At 63.5% G+C, this 18,750-nt stretch carries 10 protein-coding genes and 3 rRNA genes; 10 read left to right on the top strand and 3 right to left on the bottom strand.

The annotated features are described in order from the left end of the window. The 3 genes from BSTEL_RS08810 to rrf form a co-directional block, all read left to right on the top strand. A 16S ribosomal RNA gene (locus BSTEL_RS08810) occupies positions 1-632 on the top strand; the annotation flags it as partial. Between the two features lie 474 nt (positions 633-1,106). Next, positions 1,107-4,176 (top strand): 23S ribosomal RNA (locus tag BSTEL_RS08805). Positions 4,177-4,349: 173 nt separating this feature from the next. Then, a 5S ribosomal RNA gene (rrf, locus tag BSTEL_RS08800) occupies positions 4,350-4,466 on the top strand. A gap of 607 nt (positions 4,467-5,073) precedes the next feature. On the opposite strand, the gene BSTEL_RS12900 is transcribed toward rrf, so the two are convergent. Then, positions 5,074-5,202 (bottom strand): hypothetical protein, encoded by a 129-nt coding sequence (locus BSTEL_RS12900; RefSeq protein WP_274518544.1) that lies wholly within the window; start codon positions 5,200-5,202, stop codon positions 5,074-5,076. Between the two features lie 321 nt (positions 5,203-5,523). Here BSTEL_RS12900 and BSTEL_RS08795 point away from each other — a divergent pair, with 321 nt between their 5' ends. From BSTEL_RS08795 to BSTEL_RS08780, 4 genes are all read left to right on the top strand, one after another. Further along, positions 5,524-6,834 (top strand): MFS transporter, encoded by a 1,311-nt coding sequence (locus BSTEL_RS08795; RefSeq protein WP_101621810.1) that lies wholly within the window; start codon positions 5,524-5,526, stop codon positions 6,832-6,834. A 64-nt stretch (positions 6,835-6,898) separates the two neighbouring features. Further along, positions 6,899-7,939 (top strand): NAD(P)-dependent alcohol dehydrogenase, encoded by a 1,041-nt coding sequence (locus BSTEL_RS08790; protein ID WP_034529630.1) that lies wholly within the window; start codon positions 6,899-6,901, stop codon positions 7,937-7,939. A gap of 260 nt (positions 7,940-8,199) precedes the next feature. Beyond that, positions 8,200-9,096, top strand: a complete 897-nt coding sequence (locus BSTEL_RS08785; protein ID WP_051923001.1) for an AraC family transcriptional regulator — start codon at positions 8,200-8,202, stop codon at positions 9,094-9,096. Positions 9,097-9,399: 303 nt separating this feature from the next. Then, complete coding sequence (locus BSTEL_RS08780; protein ID WP_238567682.1) at positions 9,400-11,907, top strand: glycoside hydrolase family 31 protein; 2,508 nt, start codon at positions 9,400-9,402, stop codon at positions 11,905-11,907. Between the two features lie 78 nt (positions 11,908-11,985). On the opposite strand, the gene BSTEL_RS08775 is transcribed toward BSTEL_RS08780, so the two are convergent. Continuing rightward, on the bottom strand, positions 11,986-13,116 hold the full coding sequence (locus BSTEL_RS08775; RefSeq protein WP_034529623.1) for an ROK family transcriptional regulator: 1,131 nt from the start codon (positions 13,114-13,116) through the stop codon (positions 11,986-11,988). Between the two features lie 476 nt (positions 13,117-13,592). Between BSTEL_RS08775 and adhE the strand changes: the two genes are divergently transcribed. The 3 genes from adhE (at position 13,593) to BSTEL_RS12810 (ending at position 17,917) form a co-directional block, all read left to right on the top strand. Beyond that, positions 13,593-16,322, top strand: coding sequence for a bifunctional acetaldehyde-CoA/alcohol dehydrogenase (adhE, locus tag BSTEL_RS08770; protein WP_034529620.1), 2,730 nt, complete (start codon positions 13,593-13,595; stop codon positions 16,320-16,322). Between the two features lie 224 nt (positions 16,323-16,546). Then, on the top strand, positions 16,547-17,404 hold the full coding sequence (locus tag BSTEL_RS08760) for a DUF6591 domain-containing protein (protein ID WP_034529616.1): 858 nt from the start codon (positions 16,547-16,549) through the stop codon (positions 17,402-17,404). Between the two features lie 120 nt (positions 17,405-17,524). Further along, complete coding sequence (locus BSTEL_RS12810; protein WP_238567680.1) at positions 17,525-17,917, top strand: hypothetical protein; 393 nt, start codon at positions 17,525-17,527, stop codon at positions 17,915-17,917. A 60-nt stretch (positions 17,918-17,977) separates the two neighbouring features. On the opposite strand, the gene BSTEL_RS08750 is transcribed toward BSTEL_RS12810, so the two are convergent. Next, a complete protein-coding gene (locus BSTEL_RS08750; RefSeq protein ID WP_034529613.1) occupies positions 17,978-18,676 on the bottom strand; it encodes a LysE family translocator in 699 nt (232 codons plus the stop codon). Between the last annotated feature and the right edge of the window lie 74 nt (positions 18,677-18,750).

The raw sequence follows: 18,750 nt of genomic DNA, 5'->3' as shown, positions 1-18,750 counted from the left end.
CTCAAAGAAATTGACGGGGCCGCACAAGCGGCGGAGCATGCGGATTAATTCGATGCAACGCGAAGAACCTTACCTGGGCTTGACATGTTCCCGACGACTCCAGGAGATGGGGTTTCCCTTCGGGGCGGGTTCACAGGTGGTGCATGGTCGTCGTCAGCTCGTGTCGTGAGATGTTGGGTTAAGTCCCGCAACGAGCGCAACCCTCGCCCCGTGTTGCCAGCAGTTCGGCTGGGGACTCACGGGGGACCGCCGGGTCAACTCGGAGGAAGGTGGGATGACGTCAGATCATCATGCCCCTTACGTCCAGGGCTTCACGCATGCTACAATGGCCGGTACAGCGGGATGCGACATGGCGACATGGAGCGGATCCCTGAAAACCGGTCTCAGTTCGGATTGGAGTCTGCAACCCGACTCCATGAAGGCGGAGTCGCTAGTAATCGCGGATCAGCAACGCCGCGGTGAATGCGTTCCCGGGCCTTGTACACACCGCCCGTCAAGTCATGAAAGTGGGCAGCACCCGAAGCCGGTGGCCTAACCCGTGAGGGGTGGAGCCGTCTAAGGTGAGGCTCGTGATTGGGACTAAGTCGTAACAAGGTAGCCGTACCGGAAGGTGCGGCTGGATCACCTCCTTTCTACGGAGAATTCAGGCCACTGTCTGGTGGCCGGTGTGTGCCCCGCGCGTGCGACAGTCGCACGTCGTCCGGGGTTGCTGGTGTGGAAGAGATCTTGGCTGTGGGCGTGCGGGGTTTCCCGTGCGGGCGGGCTTGTCCCGTGTGGTTGGTGGTATGGCATGCTTTTGGGTTCCCGGATCGCCACCCTCCGAGCCGTCTGGCTTCGGGGTGCGGGTCCGATTCCGCCGGGTTTCCGTGTTGGTCCTTGTGTGGGCTGGTGTGGTGCCTGGTGTGTGTTGGTGGTTTGAGAACTGGATAGTGGACGCGAGCAAGAGAACGAATTTGTTTTTCTTGTTTTGTTGATTTCGATCGAACTCCGAGGCTTTGTCTTCGGGTGTTCGTTCGGTCGTTTTTGTTGTGACCGTCAACGTGTTGTGTTGATGTGTCGTCCGATGTATTCGCGAATTTGGTTTTCGCCGGCTTTCACGCGTTGTGTGTGTTGCTGGTGAGGGCGCAGTGGTGGATGCCTTGGCGGACAGGACCGATGAAGGACGTGTGGGGCCGCGATAGGCCTGGGGGAGCCGCCGACAGGGCTTTGATCCCAGGATCTCCGAATGGGGGAACCCGCCACCCTCGATGGGGTGGCACCAGCCTTGTGCTGGGGGGTACGCAGGGAAGTGAAACATCTCAGTACCTGTAGGAAAGGATGTTCCGTGAGTAGTGGCGAGCGAAAGCGGATCAGGCCAAACCGGTGTCGTGTGATACCCGTCGGGGGTTGCGGCATCGGGGTTGTGGGAGCGTGTGTCCCGGTTCCGACGGACCGGGCGTGAGTTAGAAAATCGTGTGCGAGACGAACAGGATTGGATGCCTGGCCGTGGAGGGTGATGGCCCCGTAGTCGTATGCGCATGGTCTCGCGATCATGTTTTCCCAAGTAGCGCGGGCCTCGTGGAATCCCGTGTGAATCCGCCCCGACCGTGGGGTAAGCCTAGATATTCCTGTCCGACCGATAGTGAACTAGTACCGTGAGGGAAAGGTGAAAAGCACCCCGGGAGGGGAGTGAAAGAGTACCTGAAACCGTGCGCCTACGATCCGTCGGAGCCTCTTTGATGGGGTGACGGCGTGCCTATCGAAAAATGAGTCTGCGAGTCAGTGGCAGGTGGCGAGCGTAACCCGTGTGGGGTACGCGTAGCGAAGGCGAGTCTGAATAAGGCGTGTTGAGTCGCTTGTCCTGGACCCGAAGCGGGATGATCTAGCCCTGGGCAGGTTGAAGCGCGGGTAGGACCGTGTGGAGGACCGCACCCACCTGGGTTGAAAACCGGGGGGATGACCTGGGGCTGGGGGTGAAAGGCCAATCAAATTCCGTGATAGCTGGTTCTCTCCGAAATGCATTTGGGTGCAGCGTCGGGTGATTGCTTGCGGGGGGTAGAGCTACTGGATGCTTGAGGGCCCATACCGGGTACCGACAGCAACCAAACTCCGAATACCCGTCAAGTGTATCCCGGCAGTGAGTCGGCGGGGGATAAGCTCCGTCGTCGAGAGGGAGACAGCCCAGACCGTCGTCTAAGGTCCCGAAGCGCGTGCTAAGTGGGAAAGGATGTGGAGTCGCATAGACAGCCAGGAGGTTGGCTCAGAAGCAGCCATCCTTGAAAGAGTGCGTAACAGCTCACTGGTCTAGTGGTTCCGCGCCGACAATGTAGCGGGGCTCAAGCACGCCACCGAAGACGCGGCAGCGAACCTGGTTCGCTGGGTAGGAGAGCGTCCCATGCGGGTCGAAGCGGGCGTGGAAACGTCCGTGGACTGCATGGGAGTGAGAATGCAGACATGAGTAGCGAGAGACGGGTGGGAATCCCGTCCGCCGGATGACCAAGGGTTCCAGGGCCACGTTCGTCGTCCCTGGGTGAGTCGGGTCCTAAGGCGAGGCCGACAGGCGTAGTCGAATGGATGAACGGGTTGATATTCCCGTACCGGCCATGAACCGACAAGATCCGAAAGGTTGATGCTTACCTCCGGGCGTTCCCGCCCCGTCCTTCGGGATGGGTCGTGGTTCGTCTGTTGGGAACCGATTCCCGGTAGGATAGCGTGTGGAGTGACGCGGATGGCAGGCCGGGTCCGGAGGTGGTTTTCCGGGTCCAAGCGTGCGGGGCCTTCCCCAGGCAAATCCGGGGAAAACATGGCCCGAGGCGTGATGGGGGCACACTCTGGTGTGTCTTCCGGTGGGTCCGTCCGTCGAGAAAAGCTTCGGCGCGAGGCGCATGGGCGCCCGTACCCCAAACCGACACTGGTGGTCAGGTAGAGCATACCAAGGCGATCGAGCGAATCCTGGTCAAGGAACTCGGCAAATCACTCCCGTTCCTTCGGTTTAAGGGAGACCCCCGATGGTGAACCGGCTTGCCCGGGGAGCGGTTGGGGGTGGCACAATCCAGGGGGTAGCGACTGTTTACCAAAAACACAGGTGCATGCGAAGGCGCAAGCCGCTGTATATGCACTGACGCCTGCCCGGTGCCGGAAGGTTAAGAGGATCCGTCAGCCCTCGGGTGAAGCGGTGAATTCAAGCCCCGGTAAACGGCGGTGGTAACTATAACCATCCTAAGGTAGCGAAATTCCTTGTCGGGTAAGTTCCGACCTGCACGAATGGCGTAACGACTTCCCCACTGTCTCGACCAGGAGCTCGGCGAAATTGCAGTACGAGTAAAGATGCTCGTTAAGCGCAGAAGGACGAAAAGACCCCGGGACCTTTACTATACCTTGGTATTGGCATTCGGTGTGGATCGTGTAGCATAGGCGGGAGACTGGGAAGCATGGTCGCCAGATCGTGTGGAGTCGCAAGGTGAAATACCGCTCTGTTCGCATTGGATGTCTCACCACGAGCAGTGATCCTGCTCTGGGACAGTGCCTGGCGGGTAGTTTAACTGGGGCGGTTGCCTCCCAAAGAGTAACGGAGGCGCTCAAAGGTCCCCTCAGCCCGGTTGGCAATCGGGTGGCGAGTGCAAGTGCACAAGGGGGCTTGACTGCGAGACCGACGGGTCGAGCAGGGACGAAAGTCGGAACTAGTGATCCGGTGCCGGTGTACGGACGCGGCATCGCTCAACGGATAAAAGGTACCCCGGGGATAACAGGCTGATCATTCCCAAGAGTCCATATCGACGGGATGGTTTGGCACCTCGATGTCGGCTCGTCGCATCCTGGGGCTGGAGCAGGTCCCAAGGGTTCGGCTGTTCGCCGATCAAAGCGGCACGCGAGCTGGGTTCAGAACGTCGTGAGACAGTTTGGTCTCTATCCTCTGCGCTCGTCGGAATACTGAGGAGACCTGCCCATAGTACGAGAGGACCTGGGTGGACGAACCTCCGGTACGCCGGTTGTCACGCCAGTGGCACCGCCGGTTGGCTGCGTTCGGAAGGGATAACCGCTGAAAGCATCTAAGCGGGAAGCCCGCTCCAAGATAAGTATTCCCAGGGCCCTTCGGGGCCTGAGACCCCCCATGCAGAACACGTGGTCGATAGGCCGGACGTGGAAGCCCCGCAAGGGGTGGAGCCGACCGGTACTAACGGGGAAGCGCGACACACAACCCCACCCCCAGGGGTGGGAGAGCATCACCACAGCGAAGACTGCGCGAAAACACGCGACACGGAACAACGGTCCGTGACCACGAAACACGATCAACAAGCGTCCACCATCCGGTCCCCGAACCACCAGCTAGGGAACGACCCCGAGCGGGGCGGGTCCCACAATTGAAGATTTGCGGCGGTCATAGCCCAGGAGAGACGCCCGGACCCATTCCGAACCCGGAAGCTAAGACCTGGCACGGCGATGGTACTGCACCCGACAGGGTGTGGGAGAGTAGCACGCCGCCGCACCACAACGAGAACAGGACCCCGGTCGAGCAACACGCTCCCGGGGTCCACCCATACCCGGACCCCGGACAAGCCACACGCCCCCGGGACCCCGTCATACCCAGACCCAAACACACGGGGACGGGGAAACACCCGCCACGACACCACACGCGCGTGAAACCACCCACCGACGCCACACGCCACCTCCCGCCAGCGGGAGAAAACAACGGACACACGCGACGGGAACGAACCCGCCAGCCACCCACCGACACCACACACGCGGACACGAAACCACCCTCCGGCGCTACGCGCCACCTCCCGCCGGCGGAAGGAAACAACGGACACCACCGCCGACGAAGAAGCCAACGGGAGGAGACGCTATCGGGCGGGGCTGGCGATACGGCCCAGGGCGATCGCGGTGGTCAACACATAGGCCTCACGGGGATTTGGGGGAAACAGAGAGAGGGGACGCCGTTGTCCGATCCTGTTGGAGCATCTGATTGATCGACATGACCGTTGGACGATCATGTTCGGCATCGAAGGCGATGCATCCTATCGATGCGCGACGTGCGGCAGGAAGACGGCTCATGCCATCCATGCCGCTGCTGTATCGTTCTTAGGCTGTTGCGGTTCAGCGGTTTTCGATGGCTTCGAATGCCTTGGTGGTGGCCTCGCTGTAGCCGGCTTGGGCGAGGGCGTTCATGCCGCTGGCCTCGAAACCACGCATAACGGCTGCCATGAACTTCTTTCCGTTCATCATGATGATGTCCTTTCGTTGGTGCGCCTGCGGCGCATGTGGGCGGTATCTCCGTCCATCGCCGCCCAGCATAACCCCATGCGCCGACTTCTGTAAAGTCACTTTGTAAAATGCGTGTTTCGCGGTTCTCCGCTCGATGTCCTGTGAGGCAGTCCTGTGAGGCGGGGTATCCGTTCGGGAATTGCTGAGCATCCATGCGGAGTGCAAAAAAGTATCAATTCTTGCCATCTAATGCGAGGAAACACCAGTGTTTCTCACGGGAGAATTGTATTAACGCTTCAACGAGGAGCGATAAAGACAACGAAGTTCAGGTAAGGAGACAACGTGGCTCGGGGATTGATGAGAACACTGCTGCCGGGGTTCCTGGCGATCGCGGTGTTCATGACGGGAGACGGCTTCGAGCTGACGTTCCTGTCGAAGTATGTCGTGGATCAGGGATTCAGCTCGTCGCAGGCATCGATGCTGTTCACCATGTATGGTCTGGTCGCGGCGTTGGCCGGATGGTCGTCCGGAGTGCTTGCGGAGATGTTCGGCGCCAAGCGCATCATGCTGGTCGGCGCGGTCTCGTGGATCGCTCTGCACCTGGTGTTCATCGGTGTGGCGTTGCCGAGCCACATCTATCCGCTGATGCTGGTGTCGTACATGCTGCGCGGCATGGGCTACCCGCTGTTCATCTACAGCTACGTGGTACTGCTCGCACAGACCGTGGACCCGAGCAAACTGGCCTCGGCCATGGGATGGTTCTGGACCTCGTACTCCTTCGGCATCGGCGTGTTCGGTGCTTACCTGCCCGCGTTCATCACGCCGGTGATCGGCGAATACTACTCGCTGTGGGTGTCGCTGCCGTTCTCGATTGCCGGTCTGCTCATTTGCCTGTGGTTCGTGCCGAAGACACGCAATGCCGATCTCGACGCGATGAGCACCGCCGACAAGCTGCGTGAACTCTCCCGCGGCGTCACCATCCTCAAGGAGAACCGCCAGATCGCCTTCGCCGCCGTGCTGCGCGTGATCTGCAACCTCACCCTCTACGGATTCCCGGTCATCATGCCGCTGTACCTCGCCACGCATACCAACGGCGGCGGCGCATGGTTCAAGGTCACCGAATGGTCCACCATCTGGGGGCTGCTCTTCGTCGTCACCGTGTTCGGCAACGTGTTCTGGGGTCGTATGGGCGACCGGTTCGGCTGGATGCGCCAGATGCGTTGGTGGGGATGCTGGCTCTCCGCCCTCGGCACGCTCGCCATGTACTACGTGCCCCAGTTCTTCGGCCGCAACCTGCCGCTCATGTACCTGTGCGCGGTGGTGCTCGGCATGGGTATCTCCGCCTTCGTGCCGATGGGTGCGGTGTTCCCCGCGCTGGAGCCCGAGCACAAGGGGGCCGCGGTCTCCGCGCACAACCTCGCCTCCGGTCTGACGACCTTCTGCGGTCCGTTCATCGCCACCGTGCTGCTGGAGACGGTCGGGTTCGCCGGCGTGTGCTGGGCGTACGCGATCTGCTACATCGGCGGATCGGTCGTCTCCCTGTGGATTCGACCGAAGCAACCCGGTTTCGATGAGAAAGGTCGTCGCATCGATCGGAGCGTGTCCACGGAGACGATGCCGGCGATGGCCTCGCAGTCCTCGGCCGTGGTCTGATCCGTCTTTCCCATCCATATCAACCAACAACCATCAACAACCATCCAATCAAAGGAGCATCATCATGAAGGCAGTCGTTCTCGAGAAGCAGGGCGTCATCAACGTGCGCGAGGTCCCGGACGTCCAGGCGCCCGGTCCCGGCGAACTGCGCATCGCGCCGCATACCGTGGGCGTGTGCGGCTCCGACCTGCACTACTACACGCACGGACGCGTCGGCAAGTACGTCGTCGAACAGCCGATGATTCTCGGTCATGAGGCCGCGGGCACCGTGCTCGAAGTCGGCCCCGGCGTCACCGATTTCAAGCCCGGCGACCGCGTCGCCCTCGAACCCGGCATCCCCGACATGACTTCGCGCGCCAGCCGACTGGGCATGTACAACGTCGACCCGGCCGTGCGCTTCTTCGCCACCCCGCCGATCGACGGTTGCCTGTGCGAAGAGGTCATCCACCCGGCCGCGTTCACCTACCACCTGCCCGACAACATGAGCTTCGGCGAGGGCGCGCTGCTCGAGCCTACCGCCGTGGGCATGTGGGCCGCCACCAAGGCGCGTATCAAGCCCGGCGACGTGTGCGTCGTGACCGGATCGGGCACGGTGGGCATGCTCACCGCTTCCGCCGCGCTCGCCGGCGGCGCCTCCAAGGTGCTCGTCTCCGACGTCTCCGCCGTCAAGCTTGGCATCATCGGCCAGATTCCGGGCGTCATCCCGGTCGATCTGACGAAGGAGGATCTCGTCGAGCGGGTCCGCGAGGAGACCGGCGGCTGGGGTGCCGACGTGGCGTTCGAATGCTCCGGCGCACCGAAGGCCTACGAGACGTTCTGGAAGCTCATCGCCCCCGGCGGCTGCGCGGTGCTCGTCGGCATCCCGGTCGATCCGGTGTCGATTGACATCACCGAGCTGCAGGCCACCGAAGTGCGTATCGAGAACGTCTTCCGCTACGCCAACGTGTACCAGAAGGCCATCGATCTGGTCGCCAGCGGCAGGCTCAACCTCAAGCCCTTCATCACCGACACCTTCGCGATGAAGGACGCCAAGGCCGCCTTCGACCGTATGGACGAGGGCCGTCCGGGTGACATCAAGCTGCAGATCACCGTCGACCGCGACTGATCGCGGATGACGGACGGCTGCTTGGCGACGGCGTGACGGCCGTCCGAGGGGCGCCATGAATAATCGATGACGGGCCGGCGGGATTCCCTTTTTCCGCCGCCGGCGCGCATCGGCATTTCCGGTGTTCCTCGGACGGTCGTCACGTCGTTTTCCGATGCCCGGCGGTATCCGTCGACGGGAGCCGGTGAACGATCGGCGATCGCGAGACATCGGGCGGCGGACGGTGCGGTATCGTGGAGGAATCGACGAGGAGGTTGGCGATGGATGCGCGTGACGCCGGCATGATCCCATACTCGGATGCTGGATCGCTGGAGGTGATCGTCCCCGATGGGGACGCCGCCATACGATGGTCGAGCCACGGGTATCCGAGCGCATTGGCCCGATGGCACTACCATCCGCAGATCGAAATCCACCTGATCCGTGAGGGAAGCGGACAGCTCATGGCCGGGGACGGACTCATGCCGTTCGAGGCGGGGCATGTGGCGATGATCGGCTCGAACCTGCCTCACAACTGGCTGTCGGACATCATCCCCGGCGAACGGCTCGCCCATCGTGACGTGCTGTGCCATGTCCGCCCGCAGACGCTGCGACTGCTGGCGTCGGCGTTCCCCGAGACCGCCGGGTTCGAGCAGGTGGTGCGTCGCGCGTCGCATGCACTCGTCCTGTCGGGAAACTCCGCGCACGAGGCGGGAGGCCTACTGGAGACGATGGGGGAGCATGACGCGGCGCGGCGCGTGGCCGACCTCATCGCCATCCTCACGGTGTTCCAACAGGCGCCGGCGGATGAGGTTCGCACCGTGGTGACCCCGGGATACAATCCGCAGGTCGCCTTCGGTGTCGAGGACGACGTCAACGTCGCCATCGCCTATATTTCGTCGCATCTCGATACGGTCACGCTGTCGGATGCCGCCGAAGCGGCCTCGATGAGCGTATCGACCTTTTCCCGCTTCTTCAAACGGGTGGCCGGCATCGGTTTCGCCGATTTCGTCCGTCGCCTGCGCGTGGGGCGCGCCTGCCGCCTGCTGACCTGCACCGATCTGCCGATCGCACGTATCCAACGGATGAGCGGTTATGACAACGCCTCCAACTTCAATCGCAGATTCCGTGACGAGACCGGCATGACACCGTCGCAGTACCGTCGCGCGCATGCATCCTGATGTGCGTCGCGCACGTCATCTCAGCAACGGGATCGTGCGCGCGTGGGGGGGGGTTGTTGAGGGGAAGTGTAATGCATGCACGCCGTTGTGTATGCAAGCGCTATGATAATCCAATCACGGCGGAAACATATTGATATTCCGCAGAATGATATTGCAGTTTTCTTGAGCGTGGCTCATATTGTGCAAGCGCTATTATCGTAGATGTCAACCAATCGGACATCACGATACGCAGCACACGACAAAGGAGTTCACGTGGTAGACCGCAATCTCTTCTCGCTCGGTACGCTTGGCGCGCATCCGGCGATGGACCCGGACCGCATCATCCAGGGCGACCGGTGGCGCATCGGCGTCATCACCGAGTCGCTCATCCGCTTCGAATGGTCCGATTCCGGCCGGTTCGTCGACGACGCCACGCAGTCCGTGCTCAACCGCGACTTCGGCCCGGACGCCGCACCGGAGTTCACCGTCATCGAACGCGACGGATGGCTGGAGATTGACACGCCGTCGCTCCATATCTCCTACAATCAGGCCCCGTTCAGCAAGGAGGGCCTGTACGCCACCATCAAGAACGTCAGGGCCATCGACAACACGTGGCATTACGGCGATGATCAGATGCGCAACCTCGGCGGCACGGCGCGCACGCTCGACTTCGCGAACGGCCGCATCCCCGTCGGTCCCGGCGTCAACGGCACCGACGGCTGGGCCGTCATCGACGATTCGGCATCGAACATCATCCGCGAGACGCCGGAAGTCAACGGCAAGGCGAACCCGTTCGGCACGTGGGTGACGCCGAAGCCGGAACCCACCACCGACTTCTACCTGTTCGCCTACGGACACCGCTACCGCGAGGCCGTGCACGACCTCTACCGTCTGACCGGGCCGACCCCGCTGTTGCCGCGCTTCACGCTCGGCAACTGGTGGAGCCGCTACCACCGCTACACCGAAGCCGAATACATGACGCTCGTCGAACGGTTCGAGAAGGAAGGCATTCCGTTCACCACCGCCGTGGTCGACATGGACTGGCATCTCGTCGACGACGTCGACCCGAAGTACGGTTCCGGCTGGACCGGCTACACGTGGAACAAGGACTTCTTCCCCGATCCGAAGCGCTTCATGGCGTGGCTGCACGAGCAGGGCATGAAGATCACGCTCAACGTGCACCCGAAGGACGGCGTGCGCGCGTTCGAGGAACGTTACCCGGAACTCGCCGAGGCGATGGGCATCGACCCGAAGACCGAGGAGGCCGTGCAGTTCGACCTCACCGATCCGAAGTTCATGGAGGCCTACTTCGACAAGCTCCACCATCCGATGGAGGACGAGGGCGTCGACTTCTGGTGGCTCGACTGGCAGCAGGGCGGCACCACCCGCCAGCCCGGCCTCGACCCGCTGTGGGGCCTCAACCACCTGCACTACCTCGACTCGGCGCGCGCCGACGGCAGCGACTACGCCGCGCGCAACCCGCGCCCGCTCACCTTCTCCCGTTACGCCGGCCCCGGCTCGCACCGCTATCCGATCGGCTTCTCCGGCGATACGGTCGTCAACTGGGAGTCCCTGAAGTTCCAGCCCGAATTCACCGCCACCGCCTCCAACATCGGCTACGGCTGGTGGAGCCACGACATCGGCGGCCACATGTTCGGCTACCGCGACGAGGAGCTGGAGGCGCGCTGGTACCAGTTCGGCGCGTTCAGCCCGATCAACCGCCTGCACTCCACCGACTCGCCGTTCAACGGCAAGGAGCCGTGGAACTTCCACGGCGACGTGGCCGCCGCGATGACCGCCGCGCTGCGCCTGCGCCACGCGATGATCCCGTACCTGTACACGATGAACCGCCGCGCCGCCTACGAGGGCGAGCCGCTCGTCCAGCCGCTCTACTGGGACTGGCCGGAGATCCGCGACGCGTACAAGCTCGTCGACGAGTTCCGCTTCGGCACCGAACTGCTCGTCGCGCCGATCGTCGCCCCGGCCGAGAAGAGCGTGCAGCGCGCGAAGGCCGACGTGTGGCTGCCGCAGGGCACGTGGTTCGACTTCTTCGACGGGCGCCGCTACGCATCGCGCCCGGCGAACGGCCGTCGCATCGAGGCGTGGCGCGGCCTCGACCGCATCCCCGTGTTCGCGAAGGCCGGCGCCATCGTTCCGTTGCAGGAGGAGAGGGCCGGTGAACCGCTCAACTCGGTCGCGAACCCGCAGTCCCTGCGCGTGGTCGCCTTCCCGGGCGCGAGCGGGTCGTTCACGCTGTGGGAGGACGACGGCGCGCCCGAAGCGTCCGTGCGCTGGGCGTCGACCGCACTGTCGCTGCATCTGGGCGAGACGGACGGTGCCGCGACGGCAGCGACGTTCACCGTCGCGCCGGTCGCCGGCGCCGCCGACGTCGTGCCCGAGACGCGCGACTGGACGATCGTCCTTCGCGGCGTCGACGCGTCGGCGGTCGGTGACGGTGGCGCGAACGTGACCGTCACGTCCGACGGCCGCACGGTCGCCGCCGACGTCTCCTACGACGCGGCGACGCTGAGCGCGGTCGTGAAGATCTCCGGCGTGGCCGCGACGGACGGTCTCACGGTGACGTTCGTCGCCGGTCTGCCGGTCGCCGGCGACACCGTGGTCGAGGACGCGTTCGCCGTGCTCAAGGACGCGCAGATGCTCTACCTCACCAAGGAGACCGCCTACGCGATGGTCAAGGAGCTCGGGAAGGACGCGCTGCCGGCGCTCCACACGATCGAGGACCTGCACGGCGTGGACGAGAGCCGCGAATTCGACTCGCACATGCCGCAGCCGGTGATCCAGGCGCTCGCCGAGGTCCTCACCCGGGCCTGACCGCATGACGCATGAACGAGCCCCGACCCCGCGGTTTCCCGCAGGTTCGGGGCTCATGCGTTGCAACGGTCTTCGAGGCTATTCCCCGCAGATCTCGGCCAGATAGGTCTCCACGTAGCGCAGGGCCGCGCCGATGATCGTCTGGTTCTCTGCCTGGTAGCTGCGGCGCAGTGTGAACCGTTCCGTGCCGAACGGGCTGCGTTCGATGACCCGGCGCTCCAGGTCCTCGATGTCGGAATCCTCCAGATACTGGGAGGCCTCGCCGCCGACGATCACGTCGCCGGCGATGACCGAACGTGCGTTGACGATCGCCTGCGCCACGTAGTCGAGCCACTCGTCCATGCGCTCGCGGTGGTGGCGTTCGCCCTGTTCGAGCACGCTGAAGAAGCCGGGGATGGACTCGTAGTCTTCGGGCAGCGATTCGGGCGAGCAATACGGGTCCATGCAGCCGCGGTTGCCGCAGTAGCATTCGCGGCCGTTCGGCACGAGCGTCATATGCTCGATGGCGCCGTTGCACATGTTCGGCCCCTGGTAGAGTTTGCCGTTCACGATCACGGCGCCGCCGGGGCGTCGTTCGAGATAGATGCACACGGCGTCGGTGAGCGAATGGTCGAACCAGAGTTCGGCCATCGCCGAGGCGTCGGAATCGTGGATCATCATGCACGGGTGGTGCACGGATTGCGTGATCGTCTCGAGCGTGAGCCCCGTGTTGCGCATGACCTTGCCGAACGTGATCGTCCCGCCGTCGGGGGAGACGATGCCCTGGATGGAGAAGGAGACGCCGAGCACGGGCCCGTGCTTCTTGCCCACTTCTGCGGCGAAGTTGTCGATGATGGCGCCGATGCGCTGGTAGTAGACGTTGGCGTTGCGGTAGGGGAGCGTGCGTTCGAGCTGCTCGACCACCGTGCCGTTGAGGTCCACCGCGCACATACGCACGCCGTTGGCGCGCATGGCCACGCCGATGGCGGTGCGATGGTCGGGGTTGAACTCGTAGTTACGCGCCTTGCGTCCGCCCGTGGAGCTTTGCAGGTCGCCCTGACGGATGATGCCGTCCTGTTCCAGGGCGCGCAGGTTCTGGGTGATGGTGGGCAGGCTCAGCCCGAGTTCGCGTTCGATCTCCTGCTTGGTGACGTGCTCGTGACGGTACAGGTATTGGGTCATGGCGATGCGGTTGTGCGTCTTCACCGCCGTCGATGGCATTGCCTTCATGCGAAACCTCCGTTGGATGCAATACCGACAGTGTACTTTTATAAAAGCCATTTCGCATATTGTCGGGCGTGCCGTGCCGTGCGGTGCGGAATGACGCGGATGTGAACGATCGACTTTTGTGAAATGGATTTTTATTAATGTGGCCAGCGAGATAACTTTTAGAAAATCACTTTGCGCAAGAAAGGGGAGGTGCGGTTCGATTGGGCTGTGATTTTTACGAGAAAGTGAACAAAAAGTATCAATTTTGCTGTATTTGAGCGCTTTTGTGCGATAAAAATCACAAGAAATAACATAAAAAGCTCAAAGTTAAACACGAAACGCCGTCGATTTTGTGCGCATGCACCGCGTTGACCGATTCGTTATATTGTGACCCAGGCCACAACGAACAACGCAATGTTGAACAGGCCGACCGATGTCCGCCCCTGCGGCGGGAGATTCCAGAATACGCATTTGCACCGGCAAATCGAGGAGGATTCATGGCAGAAGCGAAGAAGACCGAGGCTCCCACCAAGCCGAGCCCGGAAGAGAAGCAGGCCCAGGCCGAGGCCGAGGTCGACGCTCTCGTGCAGAAGGGCCTGAAGGCCCTTGCCGAGTTCGAGAAGCTCGACCAGAAGCAGGTCGACCACATCGTGGCGAAGGCCTCCGTGGCCGCGCTGAACAAGCACCTCGTGCTGGCGAAGATGGCCGTGGACGAGACCGGCCGTGGTCTCGTGGAGGACAAGGCCACGAAGAACATCTTCGCGTGCGAGCACGTGACCAACTACATGGCCGGTCAGAAGACCGTCGGCATCATCCGCGAGGACGACGTGATGGGCATCGACGAGGTAGCCGAGCCGGTCGGCGTGGTCGCCGGCGTCACCCCGGTCACCAACCCGACCTCCACCGCGATCTTCAAGTCGCTGCTCGCGCTGAAGACCCGCTGCCCGATCATCTTCGGCTTCCACCCGGGCGCGCAGAAGTGCTCCGTCGCCGCCGCGAAGATCGTGCGCGACGCGGCCATCGAAGCCGGCGCCCCCGCCGACTGCATCCAGTGGATCGAGCACCCGTCCATCGAGGCGACCGGCGCGCTGATGAAGCACGACGGCATCGCCACGATCCTGGCGACCGGCGGTCCGGGCATGGTCAAGGCCGCGTACTCCTCCGGCAAGCCGGCCCTCGGCGTCGGCGCCGGCAACGCCCCGGCCTACGTCGACACCGACGTGGACATCGTGCGCGCCGCGAACGACCTGGTGCTGTCCAAGCACTTCGACTACGGCATGATCTGCGCCACCGAGCAGGCCATCATCGCCCACAAGGACGTCTACGACCGTCTGGTCGCCGAGCTCAAGCGCCGCAAGGCCTACTTCGTGAACAAGGAGGAGAAGGCCAAGCTCGAGCAGTACATGTTCGGCTGCACCGCCGGCTCCGGCCAGACCCCGAAGCTCAACTCCGTGGTGCCGGGCAAGTCCCCGCAGTACATCGCCAAGGCCGCCGGCTTCGAGATCCCGGCGGACGCGACCATCCTCGCCGCCGAGTGCTCCGAGGTCTCCGACAACGAGCCGCTCACCCACGAGAAGCTCGCCCCGGTGCAGGCCGTGCTCAAGGCCGATAACAAGGACCAGGCCTTCGACATGTGCGAGAAGATGCTCAAGCTGGGCGCCGGCCACACCGCCGCCATCCACACCAACAACCAGGAGCTCGTGCGCGAGTACGGCCTTCGCATGCACGCCTGCCGCATCATCTGGAACCAGCCGAGCTCGCTGGGCGGCATCGGCGACATCTACAACGCGATCGCCCCGTCGCTGACCCTGGGCTGCGGCTCCTACGGCGGCAACTCGGTGTCCGGCAACGTGCAGGCCGTGAACCTGGTCAACATCAAGCGCATCGCTCGGAGGAACAACAACATGCAGTGGTTCAAGATCCCGGCCAAGACCTACTTCGAGCCGAACGCGATCAAGTACCTGCGCGACATGTACGGCATCGAGAAGGCCGTCATCGTGTGCGACAAGGTCATGGAGCAGCTCGGCATCGTCGACAAGATCATCGACCAGCTGCGCGCCCGCTCCAACCGCGTCACCTTCCGCATCATCGACTACGTCGAGCCGGAGCCGTCGGTCGAGACCGTCGAGAAGGGCGCCGAGATGATGCGCGAGGAGTTCGAGCCGGACACGATCATCGCGGTCGGCGGCGGCTCCCCGATGGACGCCTCCAAGATCATGTGGCTGCTCTACGAGCACCCGGAGATCAGCTTCTCCGACGTGCGCGAGAAGTTCTTCGACATCCGCAAGCGCGCGTTCAAGATCCCGCCGCTGGGCAAGAAGGCCAAGCTCGTGTGCATCCCGACCTCCTCCGGCACCGGCTCCGAGGTCACGCCGTTCGCGGTCATCACCGACCACAAGACCGGCTACAAGTACCCGATCACCGACTATGCGCTCACCCCGTCCGTCGCGATTGTGGATCCGGTCCTGGCCCGCACCCAGCCGCGCAAGCTCGCCTCCGACGCCGGCTTCGACGCCCTGACCCACAGCTTCGAGGCGTACGTGTCCGTGTACGCGAACGACTTCACCGACGGCATGGCCCTGCACGCCGCCAAGCTGATCTGGGACAACCTGGCCGAGTCCGTCAACGGCGAGCCGGGCCTGGAGAAGACCAACGCGCAGGAGAAGATGCACAACGCCGCCACCATGGCCGGCATGGCGTTCGGCTCCGCGTTCCTCGGCATGTGCCACGGCATGGCCCACACGATCGGCGCCCTGTGCCACATCGCGCACGGCCGCACCAACTCCATCCTGCTGCCGTACGTGATCCGCTACAACGGCCAGGTGCCGGAGGAGCCGACCTCGTGGCCGAAGTACAACAAGTACATCGCCGACGAGCGCTACCGCGACATCGCGATCAACCTCGGCATCGATCCGGGCAAGACCCCGGCCGAGGCCGTCGAGAACCTGGCGAAGGCCGTCGAGGACTACCGCGACAACAAGCTCGGCATGAACAAGAGCTTCCAGGAGTGCGGCGTGGACGAGGACTACTTCTGGGGCATCCTCGACCAGATCGGCATGCGCGCCTACGAGGACCAGTGCACGCCGGCCAACCCGCGCATCCCGCTGATCAACGACATGAAGGACATCGCCGTGGCCGCCTACTACGGCGTCTCCCAGGCCGACGGCCACAAGATTCGCGTCGAGCGCGAAGGCGAGGCCGCCACCGAGGAGGCCTCCGAGCGCTGAACACGCTAGGCTAGGCGGTCTCCGGCCCCCTCGTCAGAGTGAGACCTGCGACCGGCCTTCCCCATAACGATGAGGTCCCCTTCCGTCAGGAAGGGGACCTCATCGTCTTCGCACATCCTTTTTCCCGCCGATTCAGTCGCCAACTGATGCCGTCCCACGTGATCCTCCCGATAATGGCCCGTGAACAACGTGTCGAACGAGAGAACAAGGAGCACGACATGCGTATGGAACGGAAGATCGCGGGCGGCGTGGCCTGCGTGATGGCGGCGGCGATGATGCTTGCCGGTTGCGGCGGTCCGACGGGCACCGGATCGAATGGCGCGTCCGGCGGCTCGGCGTCACCGGTGGCGAAGCCGCTGGACCTCTCCAAGCTCGAGACGAGCGTCGCGTCGACGCCCGTCGACAACCAGCGTCAGGACATGATGTCGTTCACGAACGGCACGAACGTCACCATCGTCGCCGTCTCACTCAACTACCGGCAGAAAAGCGATGTGACCGACGACCAGCGGCAGGCGGCGTTCGCCGACCTGCGGCAGGCCGTGACGATGATCGAGGACTCCGACTACGAGGAGCTCAAGACCGAACCGCTCAAATGCACGAGCAACCTCATCGTCAAGCCGGGCGCGACCAGCGAGAACGGCGAATGCACGATCGGCGGGTGGAAGGCCATCGGCGACTTCACACCGCTCATGGAACCGGACACGATGTCCGTCGCCTACCTGAAGGGCACGAACACAATCGGCAAAGCCACCTACGACTTCGTCAACAAGAAGACCACACTCGACAAGGCCGAAAGCAAGGCGAACCAGTGGGGCGACGACAAGCTCACCAAGACCCTGCCCAAGCCCGAATCGACGATCATCGGCGGTTCGGTGAGCGACACGAGCGTCGGATACAGCGTCTACGGCACCACGCACGACCAGTTCGCCGCCTACGTCGAACAGTGCAAGCAGAAGGGCTTCACCGCTGACGGCGAAGGTGACAACTATGCGTCGATGAAGGGCTCGAACGGTTCCGATCTATCCGTGCACTACTTCCCCGACGACGAGAAGATGACCATCAATCTCCACACCGCCGACTGAGCCGGGAGCGGTCCCGTTCCCCTCGCCGTATGAGCAAGCTCACGGGAGTCGGAAGCTCTCGCGACATCATCGTCCTGTACAGTGGTCGACAACGGACGATCATCGACGAAGGGGCGTGACATGGGACTGTTCGACGGCATCAGGAACATCGTGGGCGGCGTGCTGGGCGATACGGTCGGCGACGCGGCGAACGGCGCCGTCGGCAACATCGCCGAACAGTTCGTCGGCGGCGTCGACCTGAGTGCGATCGGCGACCTGCCGGCGGCTGTGACCGAGCAGTTCGACGCCGGCCAGCTCGGCGAGATCGCGCAGATCGCCGGCGACCATCTCAACGCGGAACAGCTCGGCGACCTGACCGCACTGGCCGAGGAGCACATCTCCGCCGACCAGATCGGAAACGTGGCCGGCATGATCCAGGAGCAGGGCACGAACCTCGGCCTCGGCTCGATCGCCGAACAGGCCGGTCTGCCCGGCGACGTCATCGGCCAGATCTCCAGCCTGCTCGGCCGCTGAGCCCGCGGCGGGTGCTGCCGTCACCGATGGCATCGACGCCGAATGGCCGGACGGACCCACTCAGGCGGCGAGACGGCTGCGGATCGCTTCGGTGACGGTCACGCCGCCCAGCACGGCCATGATGCCCGCGGACACCAGACTCAGGATGCGGCGCGAACGGCCCGACTTGAGCCTGCCGGCGAAGAACGCGGCCATGCAGGCGAGCGTGACGAGCACCAGCATGCTCTCGACGAAGTGGATGAGCCCCAGCGAGACGCCCATCCGCAGATGGTCGACGCCCGGCACGAGGAACTGGGGGATGACGGCGATGTAGAACACACCGATCTTCGGATTGAACAGATCGGTGAGGAAGCCGCGCACGAACGAGGAGACGATGGGGGAGGCGAGCGGGCCGCGTCCGGCACCCGCGGTCGCGACGGCCGCCGCCGGTTCGGCCGGCTCAGCCATTTCCGGTTCCCCGCCCTTGCCGGCCTTCGGCCTGCGGACGAGACTGAACGCCAGATAGAACAGGTACAGGCCGCCGAGCAGCCTGATCGCGTCATAGGCGAGCGGGAACGCGTTGATGATTGCGGCGAGCCCGACCGCCGCGGCCACCGCCCACGCGAGCACGCCGAACGAGATGCCGCACGCCGCCGCGATGCCGCGCCGACGCGTCGAATTGATGGTCTCGTTGACCACCATCATCATGTCCAATCCCGGCAGCAGGGCCATCGACCCGGCCACCAGCGCGAATCCCAGCAGTGCCTGCACATACGTCATGTCGTCTCTCCTCTCCCGATGCACCCACATCCGTCGGTTTCCGGCCACTGTACCGCCAGTACGTTGCGGCGGAC

The sequence above is a fragment of the Bifidobacterium stellenboschense genome (assembly GCF_000741785.1).
Lineage (GTDB): Bacteria > Actinomycetota > Actinomycetes > Actinomycetales > Bifidobacteriaceae > Bifidobacterium > Bifidobacterium stellenboschense.
This window is presented reverse-complemented; position numbering and strand designations above follow the sequence as displayed.